Below are 10,934 nucleotides of genomic sequence, written 5' to 3' on the forward strand. Positions count from 1 at the left end.
GAAATGACGACCGATTCTTAATAAGAAAATCTGCCAGGCCGGATAACATGGTGTATAAACAGCATCTATGGATTGATCGCTTTGAAACTATGAGGGAAGCTCCCCTCCTGATTTAGGAGGGGCGGGGGTGGTAAGTAGAACTGATTAAAAAGATCCTTCGCTGCGCTCAGGATAACAAAATCTCAATAAAAAAAGCCGCAGATCTTTCGGTCTGCGGCTTAAGTTTGTTCTATTAAGATCTCCCGCATGCGCGAGGATGACGACCGTTCTTTAAAACTGAAACGTGTTCAGCGCGGCGCTTAATCGTTAAGGTTTCTTGCCAATATTTACCCTGATATTTATCTCGAAATCGCCATCGGTGTAACCACTGATGGCTGAAGTTGCGGTATTGTAATAAGCCATAAAATATAGGGTCGATTTGTAGTTCATACCAAAACCGAAGGTAGCGTTTTGCGTATTGTGGTACATGGCCATGGCGTACAGTTTATCGTTGGCGAAATTGGCATTCAAACCGGCATCCCATAAATTTTTGTAATTTTTGATGCCCCTGAACACACCTTTAGGCTCTAGGCTGATTCCGTTAATACCGGATCCCAGCATGAACTTATAACTTACTGCCGAATAAAACGTGGGCTTATCGGCAAAGTTTAAATCGTCTTTTCTGAAAACAGAACGCATGTTGGGCACGGCACCTTCAACGGTTAACCCTTTTGAGGTATAAGAGATACCGAAATCGCCATCTAAATAATATCCCCTATCGTTAAAACGGGCGATAGATGGGTCGTTAATGTCGCTGTTTTTTATACTACTCAAATCTAGTCTATCCTGACTGGCGCCAAAAGAGATCCCGAAGTTTAGTTTCTGGTCGTCGTTGCTTAAGGGCAGGTGGTAGGCGAAGGTACCCACGGCTTTGGTACGCTGTATGCCGCCCGATTTCTCGTTGTAGAAATTTACACCCCAGCCCACTTTGTTTACCTGCTGATCGAGTGTAACGCTTTGGGTAAGCGGTGCGCCCGGGATGTTCGACCATTGTTTACGGAAACTGCCGTTAATGTTAAAACCTTCGGTAATACCTGCCATTGATGGGTTAACCAGGTAACGGTTCTGGAAATATTGCGCATTTAAGGGAAGGATCTGTGCCTTCACGGTGCCTAAAAATAATGTACTGGCTGCAAATAGAAACGTTACGCGACGCATTTGCTTTATGTTTTTTGTAATTGCTTTCATGTCTGTAATTAGTCTCTAATGATATTGATAAAACCTTTAAATGTACCGATGCCCTTACCGAGATCGATAATGTAATAATAAGTGCCTTCGCTTAAAGGACTACCGTTTATGGTTCCATCCCAATCGTTGGCATAAGTTTGTTTGGTGTACAAAACCCGCCCGGCCTTATCAAATATTTTTAAGGTATTGTTTGGATAATAATCGATGTTTTTTACGATAAATTTATCGTTGTAACCATCGCCATTTGGCGTAATTACCGTGCTGGCTTCCAGCTTATAATCTTCGGTTACCGCAATCGAAATGGTTTGATCGCTTACACAACCGCTGGCATTGGTTACGGTTACTTTATAGGTGCCGCTTTGTTTTGGCCTGATGGTTGCCGATGCGGTATTTTGTCCGTTGGTAATTTCGGCACCCGTCCAGCTGTATTGTACACCGCCAGTTGCAGTTAAAACAAGGGCATCGCCTTTTGAAATGGTTAGCCCTTTATTGCTGCTAATAGAAACTACTGGTAAAGCATTTACGGTTACGGTAGCGGTTCCGGTTTGTAACTGGTTGGCATAGGCATCTGCCACGCTTACCAAAGTATAGGTAAATGTACCAGGTATATTTGTAGGGGCGCTTACTGTTGCGGTGGTTGCGCTTGCGCTTGTGGTTACCGTGCGGTTGCTACCTCCATTAATGGTATAAGTAAAGGTATAAGGCGCTGTACCTGCCGAGCCGGTAAAGGTAATATTTGGCGATGGACCAAAGTTACATATGGCTGTATTACCAGCTATTGTTGCTACAGGTAATGGACGGATAATTACAGTTGCCGAACCGGTTTGCGGCTGACTACAGTTTACATCTGCAACGCTTACCAGGTTGTACACAAAAGTACCTACCACATTGGTTGGCGCTGCTACTGTTGCTGTATTTCCTCCTGTAGATGTTACGGTACGGTTGCTGCCTCCATTAATGTTATAGGTAAAAGTGTAAGGCGCTGTGCCGTTTGCACCGGTAAAGGTAATGTTAGGTGCCGTAGCTAAATTAGGTACTGCGGTAGAACCGGATAGGGTTGCGGTAGCAAGTGCTCTAACGGTAATAACGGCAGTTCCGGATTGGTTTTGACCTGCATTTACATCAGATACACTGATGAGGTTGTAGTTAAAGGTTCCGGCAGCATTAGATGGTGCAATTACCGTAGCGGTTGTATTGGTGCCCGTGGTGCTAACCGTTTGGTTTGCCCCGCCGTTAATGTTGTAAGTAAACACATAAGGGCCGGTACCATTGCCTCCTGTAAAAGTAACTGTTGGTGCGGTACCGTTTAAGCATAGCGCAGTTGTACCAGAAATGCTGGCCACAGGGATAGGGTTAATTTTAACAGTGGTAGAAATATTCTGCACCTGTGTACTGTAAGCATCAGTTATGCTGGTAACGGTATAAACAAAAGTACCCACAGTATTGGTTGGTACGCTAAGTGTTGCCGTAGCGGTTGCAGCTGTTAAGGTTTGAGGCGCAGCTCCGTTAATGTTATAGGTAAAAGTAAAAGGTGCGGTACCTGCAATTGCTGTAAAGGTAATTACCGGGGCTATGCTATTCTGCGGAACAGAAACACTTGCGCTTAGGGCTGCAATTGGTTTGGCATTAATATGCAGGTTAGCAGGTTTATAGGTAATGGCGTAATTGGTACTTAAGGCCAATGTGCCCTGTTGGATAGCATAATCGCCAGCGGTTTCGCCCGCCACACGTGTTAAAGTACCGGTAAAAGCATCTGTACCTACTAGGGCTGGGGTAGAAGTATAACTTAATACAGGATCAGCCGTTCCTTCAACCTTGGTTTTAGCATCAGCCGTTACGGTAATGGCTTTAGGGGCAATGGTTAATACCTGTTGTTTCGCAACTGCGGGATTAAAGAAAGTATCGCCAGGTTGATTGGCCGTAATGGTTACGGTACCTGCTTTTACAATATGGATATCGTTATTGCTGATAGTGGCAATATTGGTATCGCTACTGGTGTATTCGATGTTGATGCTGGTATTGTCGCTGGTGGCACCTGCTGCAAGATCAGGATCGCCATAAGTAGCCGTTCTGGTGGCAGTAAAGGTGATGTTCTGGTCTTTTTTAACCGTTGCATCATCTCTGGTATACCAGATGGGAGAGGTAATGATGCGGCTTCCGTCTGCTTCTACGATATCGGCATAATAATAACCCGTGGCCAGGTTGGCCAAAGCATTATCGGTATAGGTTAAACTTGCGGTTGGGCTGGTGGTTAATTCTACCGGATTAATGCCGTTCCCTGGTGTACCGTATAAAATTTTAATGCTGGTTACAGGGCTGGTGGTAATTGAACTTACTGCTATCTGCGGCGCACCAGCGGTTTTAAATACACTGCCTACCGGTTGTTTGTTAATGGTAAAAACAATTTTAGCCGCCGAATCTTGCGAGGCATAAAAACGCATCTTTTTAATGGCATCCAATAAATCGTTCTCGGTAAGGGCAGGGGCCATTACCACCAACCTTGAACGGGTATGCTTGCCAAAAGTCATGTTGTGGTTATCATGATCGATGGTTGCGCCAAGGTGATAACCTTTGGCCAGCATGCGGTTATAATAACTTAAATAACTCATTGAGCTGGCTGGATCGGAATAGGTTACATTGGTAGAAAATGCAGGACCACTTTCTAAGGCGGCACCTACAATGGCGCTATCGGCACTTAAATCGTAAGTGGCCGAGATGTTATTAAAATCGGTTGTATTAGGGTGTGCCAAAGTAGCTACGGCATTTAAACCATGGCGGTTAATGATCCTGAACAAACCTGCAGGGCCGGTATAAGTGCTTTTAGGTACATAAATCTGGTTTTCGCCGGGCTCCCAGCCAATCAGTGAATCGATACCGTACACAATTACGTGTCCGCCACCGCTGATTACGCCCCATTCCATACCGTGCAAGGCAACGAAAGTAGATGTAGTTGCATTTTTGGCTGCAATTATGCCGGGTTGCCAGTTGGCTAAAGACATGCCTGCCTGTGTGTGGTTATGCTCCGATATCCCAAGGAAATCGAGTTTCATCGCCGTTTTGGCAAAAGCATAATCATCTTCTGGTTTTTTGGTTAAATCGTCTTTATTTCCATCAGAATAACTGCTGTGGCTGTGTAAGTTACCATAATAGAAATTCAGTTTGTTTACATCGAGAATACCGGTTTTAAAATTACCTAAAAGGGGCTGTGTGGTTAAATATAAAGGGCCACCGCTGCAGGCACTGTTTACCGCATAAGTGAAAAAGTAATAATTGGTGTTTTGGGTTAAGCCATTTCTGATAAATGAAGTGCCTGTTCCCCTTTTTACCACAATACCACCACCTAAAGCATCGCCCACATTATAAACCGTTTGGTTTACCGGTGCTGCGGTTAAGGTGTTGCTGGTACTCATTACCACCAGGTATTCATCTGCTGCGCTGGCGGCCGTAAAAGAAGCCTGGATAAAGTTGTAGTTAGAAGAAGTAATGGTAAAAGCTGTAGGCTGTGCGGTTGGCGTGGTACAAGGAAATAAGGTTTTGGTGGTTTGTGCCGCGGTTAAAATATTGGTGGTTAAATATTTCGGTCCGCCGGTACAAGAAAGGTTGTTCAATGGAACAATAAAATAGTTGTATGTAGTAGAACTGTTTAAACCGTTATCGGTAAAGGTATTACTTACAATTTTATTGATTACCGTACCACCACCAAAGGAAGAACCAACAGCATAAGCAGTACCATCAGCCGGAAGCGCACTTAATGTAGCGTTTAAACTTCTGATGATCAGGTATTCGTTGGCATCGGCCGATTTGGTAAAGGTTGCGGTGATGCTGCCTGTGGTAACAGCACTAAAAGTTAAAGCGGTGGCAGGACTGGTTGGTGCCGCGCAGGCAGGTAAGTTAGGTGGAAAATGTACACCCAATCTATTAGGATCGTCATCATCAATGGCATTTTGAACGGTAGCCAGTGGTGTTCTGGTCCAATCGTCGTCTACGTAAGTAGGACTAGGTGCGGTTACATTCAAACTTCTTACATAAGAAACATCTTTGGCGTTAACACCCTGACCGAAAGCATCGATAATGTTGTTATTGGCATCTAAAAGGGCTACACCATCGTTACCGTTAAAGTTGATGACAGTGTTGCTGTTTAATATGGCACTGGCAGGACTTAGGTAAGGTACTTCGGTATTGCTGTTGCCCGTATTGCCCAAAAGTACGGAGCCATGGGCCGGAATGGTAAAGTTTAAGTTTACCGTTTGTGAAGGTGCACCAGTGATGTTGATGTTACCCGCATCGCCAGAGATATTGTATAAAGCTAATTTTAACTGTGGTGATGCGGTATTAATCGGGGCGTTGCTCAAATTGGTTAATTCGATCCATTTGTTTACTGAGCTACCTTCGTAATATTGACTGATGATTACAGGTGCGCTCACCAAAGGCGGGTTAGCTGTTGTGGCATCAACGGTGGCCACTGTGGTTTGTAAATTGCCAGCAGCATCTTGTGCCACTACATATAAGGTATAACCGGTGCCGATTGTTAAACCGGTGATGGATGCGCTGGCATCGGTATTGGCGGTATTGGCAAATGAGCCTGATTTTAAAGCGGCAGATCCGCTTCCATCCTGTGCGGCTTTAACCTGTGCAGGTGTTGGAGCAGTGCCTCCCGAAAGGGCAAGTACATAATAGGTGGTACCCGCCTCGTTAATGTTGTTTACAAAATCGACTGAAGTGGTGGTAACTGTAGTGGTTTTTGGGTAAGTTGCTGCCGTTACCGGTGGGGTAACGTCGCCTCCAACACCGGTACCAGTGAGGCTAACATTGATGGAAGTTGCTCCGGTACTCGAAATCTGTACGTTGCCCGAAGATGGACCAACAACCGTGGGATTATACCTCACATAAACCGTTGGCGAAGCTGAAACTTCAGAAGTACTATAGGTTATGGCTGTGCTAAAAGTGCTGTTGTCTTTCGATACCGTAAAAGGTAAAGTTGTGGTTACATTGGTGTTTGCTGTGGTATTGCTGCCGCTTAAAGTAAAACTCTGTGCAGTAGAATTTGTTGCTATCGTTTGGTTTCCAAATGCCAAACTGGTTGGCGATGCAGCTAGTGAAGGCGTAGATGGTCCTCCACCAGAAGTAAAGGATAAACTAAAATTATCTATAGCCGTTGAAGGTCTGTTGCCAGATCCTGTAGTGGCGCCTACGGCTACAATTCTGATCCAAACCGGACCAACATTGTTGTCTAAAGCAGTACCGAAATCGGCATTTATGGTGTTTATCCCATTAGTAGATCCTCCTGTAGTTAAAATGCCAGTAGTGGTTGCAGCGGTAAAAACGGTTGGAGAGGCCCCAAATCCATAATCAACCCGCCATGTGGTTGTTCTTGGCGAACTCGCATCTAACGATTGAAGGTCAAAAGATAATTTGAAAGCTGTTTTTCCTGTAGTATTGCTTACCTGAAAGGCAAAACCCACACCATTATCTGATGCAGCTACCTGCCTGATTCCAAGTGCTCTATTGGTTGCTGCTGTTTGTGCTGCTGTTGCAGCAGTCAAGCCAATGGATCCAGAAGCGAAATTTTTGAATGTACCTCCGGTAGAATTCCACGCTGTGGTACTACCTGGTGTATTGATGTAGGTTGCAACAACACCTAAACTGGTTGTGGTGGCAGTAGTCCGAAGTGTAAAGCCATCGGGTAATGCAGTTCCAATGCCATCGAAATTTTCTACATAAGGAGAAGTAGTGAGCGTTACCTGCGCCAGTAGCCTACTTGTTATGAGAAATAATAAGGGTAATAGTAAAAGTTTTTTCATACAATTTTGTTAGGGATATGAAATGATGATTAATCTTTTTGAATAAGTTAGTAGAGCGAATTAAGTGTAATCGCTTTATTCATCGGGAACGGTCCCGCGAGGATTCGAATGATTAGAAGTAAAGTTTTGCCATACAGAATAATAAGGATTGTAATTAGAAGATTTTTGATCATTGAGCGCAAACCATCATCACTACAGGGTAAAATCTGTAGCAATTATGCGAAAATCATTTGCCTGACAACGATTTTTTTAGCTGGAAAGCTTTATTGGAGTAATTGTAGCGCCATATAGAATGATTAGGTTACGAAAATATACGTTGAATATTAATTCAGTATTAGAATGAAGTTAATTTTAGTTGTTGGTTTTGTTAAAAGCTTGTGGAGTACGGCATTAAAAATATAAATTTATATATTTCTTTGATATTTAGGGCGGATGTTGATAAATTTTAGGACCCTATGCTATAGTGAATTTAGTCTTTTCTCTTTAGAAGAGGCGGATTGGGTTTAAAGCGTTCGCTATAATACGGTTGTTATTCTACTCTTACAATAAATCAGTCATTACGATGAGGCTTTTTCAGCCGATGAAGCAATCTTATTATTATGGTTTAAGGGGAGGTTTTGCCCTTTACTCAGCCTTGCTTCGGCTACCGATGAAAAATCGGTACAGGTTCACTGCCGCCGAGGGGCTCTTTCTTTATCTTTGATGAAAGGAGATCTTTAGACTATGTTAAAAGATTTCTCCATTCCGCTGTGCTACAGTCGAAATGACGACCGATTTTTGAGTCTGTCATTCTTAACCTCTCGATGAATCTGTTTTTTGATTTTTTTACATGGAACCGGACCACTCACTTCCTGAAAAGCAATCGGATATTATAAGGCAGTAGGTTATCCGGCTTTATACTGTAAAAGATCTTACAAATACTCTTCTATGTTCCCTTTACCCTCACGGATAATTTCAAACTCGCCTGTGGTGCAATCAATCACGGTAGAGGCTTCGTTATCGCCAAAACCACCATCGATTACCAGATCGACTAAATCTTCATATTTTTCGTGGATCAATTCCGGATCGGTAGAATATTCGATTACATCATCATCATCCTTTATCGAAGTAGATAGGATAGGGTTACCCAGTTCTTTTACAATACAACGTGCAATGTTATTATCGGGTACACGGATACCCACCGTTTTTTTATTGGAACTTAATAATTTGGGTACGTTGTTGTTCGCGTTAAAGATAAAGGTAAACGGCCCTGGCAAAGCTTTTTTTAAAACCCTGAAAGTGGTATTGTCAATAGGTTTAATGTAATCAGATATATGCTTTAAATCGTGGCAGATGAAGGAGAAATTGGCTTTTTCGGGTTTAATACCACGTATTCTGCATATTTTTTCGATGGCTTTCGGATTGGTAATATCGCAGCCCAAACCATAAATGGTATCGGTAGGGTAGATGATTAAACCACCTTTTTTCAGCACCTCAACAACTTGTTCAATGGCTCTTTCGTTCGGGTTTTCTGGATAAATCTTAATAAGCATAGCGTAAAAATAACAAATTAATGGTGTCAGTTGTTTAATAATCCTAATCTTTGTACTAACAAAACATACGCTAATCTATTATTATGAGAAAAGCTTTCGTCGCGATTGCCGCATTTTTAGTTGCCCTGACCATTATGCTGGGCTTGTATCATCCCTTTTTATGGTGGACGTTCATTTTTACAGGTCCTTTTGTACTACTTGGTATATACGATTTATATCAGCCCAAGCATAGTATTGTGAGAAACTACCCGGTTTTTGGCCGTTTAAGGTATTTTATGGAGGAGTTAAGGCCGAAAGTTTACCAGTATTTTGTAGAAAGTGATACCAACGGTACGCCTTACAGCAGGTTAAACCGCTCTTTAATTTATCAACGGGCTAAAAAAGATAACGATACCATTCCATTCGGAACACAGTTAAATGTTTATGATAATGGCTACGAATGGTTAAGCCATAGTATTGCGGCTATTTCTCACCACGAATTAAATTTAGATCCGCGAGTTACGGTTGGCGGACCAGATTGTAAAAAACCTTACTCTGCCAGTATTTATAATATTTCGGCCATGAGTTTTGGGTCCTTAAGTCAGAATGCCATTCTGGCCTTAAACGGTGGTGCAAAAATGGGCAACTTTGCCCATAATACCGGCGAAGGTGGCATCAGCGATTATCACCGTAAGCCAGGTGGCGATTTAATCTGGCAGATTGGTACCGGTTATTTTGGTTGCCGTAATGCCGATGGTACTTTTAATTACGATGCTTATGCTGAAAGGGCAAAAACCGATCAGGTAAAAATGATCGAAATAAAACTTTCTCAGGGCGCTAAACCTGGGCATGGTGGTATGCTGCCAGCCAAAAAGGTAACACCAGAAGTGGCTAGGATCCGTTTAGTGCCCGAAGGTAAAGATGTATTGTCGCCGCCAGCGCACTCGGCCTTTAATACACCAATCGGCTTGTTGGAGTTTGTTAAAAAACTTCGCGATTTATCGGATGGTAAACCTGTAGGATTTAAACTTTGTATTGGTCGTAAAAGCGAATTTTATGCCATTTGTAAAGCCATGGTAGAAACCGGGATTTATCCTGATTTTATTACCGTTGATGGTGGTGAGGGTGGAACAGGTGCTGCACCACAGGAGTTTTCGAATTCGGTAGGTATGCCTTTGCGCGAAGGTGTGGCTTTTGTGTACGATGTTTTAAATGGTTTTGACCTGAAAAAACACATTAAAATTATTGCTTCGGGTAAAGTGGCAACAGGTTTCGATCTGGTTAAAAATATAGCCCTTGGTGCCGATATGTGTAATGCTGCCCGTGGAATGATGTTTGCTTTGGGCTGTATCCAGGCGCTAGAGTGTAACAGTAATACTTGCCCAACAGGTGTGGCCACGCAAGATCCAAGCCTGATGAAAGGTTTAGTGGTAGAAGATAAAACCGTGCGTGTTAAAAATTTCCATAACCTGACTGTAGCCAGCGCCGTCGAATTATTAGGTGCTGCGGGTTTAAGAGAAACACATCAGTTAAGCCGGGCATACATCAATAGGCGTGTAAGCCCAAGTGTAATGCAGAGTTATTTGGAAACTTTTCCATATATCCCGGCAGGTAGTTTGTTAAAAACGCCATATCCAACGCGTTACGAACTGGGAATGGCACTCAGTACTTCGGCCAGTTTTGCACCTACTGATTATAAGGTTTCGGCAGTAGATTATGCGCATGCGAATCCATATGGTGATACGATGCATGAGGAAGGCCGTTAAGACGACTAGCGAAGTTTCAAAGTGCGCAAGCGTAGGCAGAACTTCGTAAGTCTGGCGTACGGTAACTCATTAGTTTTTTGGAAAGCAAGGGCAGTACTGCTTAGGTTTGAGTAGTACTGCTTTTGCTGCAAGTCCTCATCCGATGCTAATTTAGTGCCGATTCATCGGTAAAGGATCGGATTCCGGGCTTTACGCGTCAATCTAGGTTTAGGTGGCAGAGATAGAAGGATTATTAAGGTGTAAAAATAGCATGATAGATACTGAAACAAGTTCAGTATGACGGGATTTGTTCTCTCGAATCGTCACCCTGAGTTTATTTTAGGATCTAATGACGCAAAATAGCATGATAGATATTGAAACAGGTTCAGTATGACGGAAGCCGTTCTCTCGAATCGTCACCCTGAATTTATTTTAGGATCTAATGACGCAAAATAGCATGATAGATACTGAAACAGGTTCAGTATGATGGAAGCCGTTCTCTCAATCGTCACCCTGAATTTATTTCAGGGTCTAATGATGGAAAATAATATGATAGATACTGAAACAAGTTCACTGTTGTCCGGAGAAATATTTTTTTGTTTATAAAAAAGGGTAGCTTTAAGTCTACCCTTTGTAGTGTTATATTTGAG

Annotated in this window: 4 protein-coding genes; 1 reads left to right on the top strand and 3 read right to left on the bottom strand. The window is 42.9% G+C overall.

From position 1 onward, the window contains the following. Window positions 1–306 precede the first annotated feature (306 nt). The 3 genes from HDC90_RS23400 to HDC90_RS23410 all read right to left on the bottom strand — a co-directional run bounded on the left by HDC90_RS23400 (window position 307) and on the right by HDC90_RS23410 (window position 8,560). The gene (locus tag HDC90_RS23400; RefSeq protein ID WP_184470805.1) at window positions 307–1,227 is read right to left on the bottom strand and encodes a type IX secretion system membrane protein PorP/SprF; all 921 of its coding nucleotides are present in this window, start codon (window positions 1,225–1,227) and stop codon (window positions 307–309) included. An 8-nt stretch (window positions 1,228–1,235) separates the two neighbouring features. Then, a complete protein-coding gene (locus tag HDC90_RS23405; protein ID WP_184470807.1) occupies window positions 1,236–7,028 on the bottom strand; it encodes a CehA/McbA family metallohydrolase in 5,793 nt (1,930 codons plus the stop codon). Between the two features lie 911 nt (window positions 7,029–7,939). After that, entirely contained in the window at window positions 7,940–8,560 is a 621-nt protein-coding gene (locus HDC90_RS23410) for an L-threonylcarbamoyladenylate synthase (protein ID WP_132396513.1), read from the bottom strand. Window positions 8,561–8,643: 83 nt separating this feature from the next. Here HDC90_RS23410 and HDC90_RS23415 point away from each other — a divergent pair, with 83 nt between their 5' ends. Next, window positions 8,644–10,305: an FMN-binding glutamate synthase family protein gene (locus HDC90_RS23415; RefSeq protein WP_184470809.1), complete on the top strand. Its 1,662-nt coding sequence runs from the start codon at window positions 8,644–8,646 to the stop codon at window positions 10,303–10,305. Window positions 10,306–10,934 lie beyond the last annotated feature (629 nt).

Source organism: Pedobacter sp. AK013 (assembly GCF_014205835.1).
GTDB lineage: Bacteria > Bacteroidota > Bacteroidia > Sphingobacteriales > Sphingobacteriaceae > Pedobacter.

Coding starts and splice junctions, on each gene's coding strand:
- HDC90_RS23400 (WP_184470805.1), bottom strand. CDS start 1,227: ATGAAAGCAATTACAAAAAACATAAAGCAAATGCGTCGCGTAACGTTT.
- HDC90_RS23405 (WP_184470807.1), bottom strand. CDS start 7,028: ATGAAAAAACTTTTACTATTACCCTTATTATTTCTCATAACAAGTAGG.
- HDC90_RS23410 (WP_132396513.1), bottom strand. CDS start 8,560: ATGCTTATTAAGATTTATCCAGAAAACCCGAACGAAAGAGCCATTGAA.
- HDC90_RS23415 (WP_184470809.1), top strand. CDS start 8,644: ATGAGAAAAGCTTTCGTCGCGATTGCCGCATTTTTAGTTGCCCTGACC.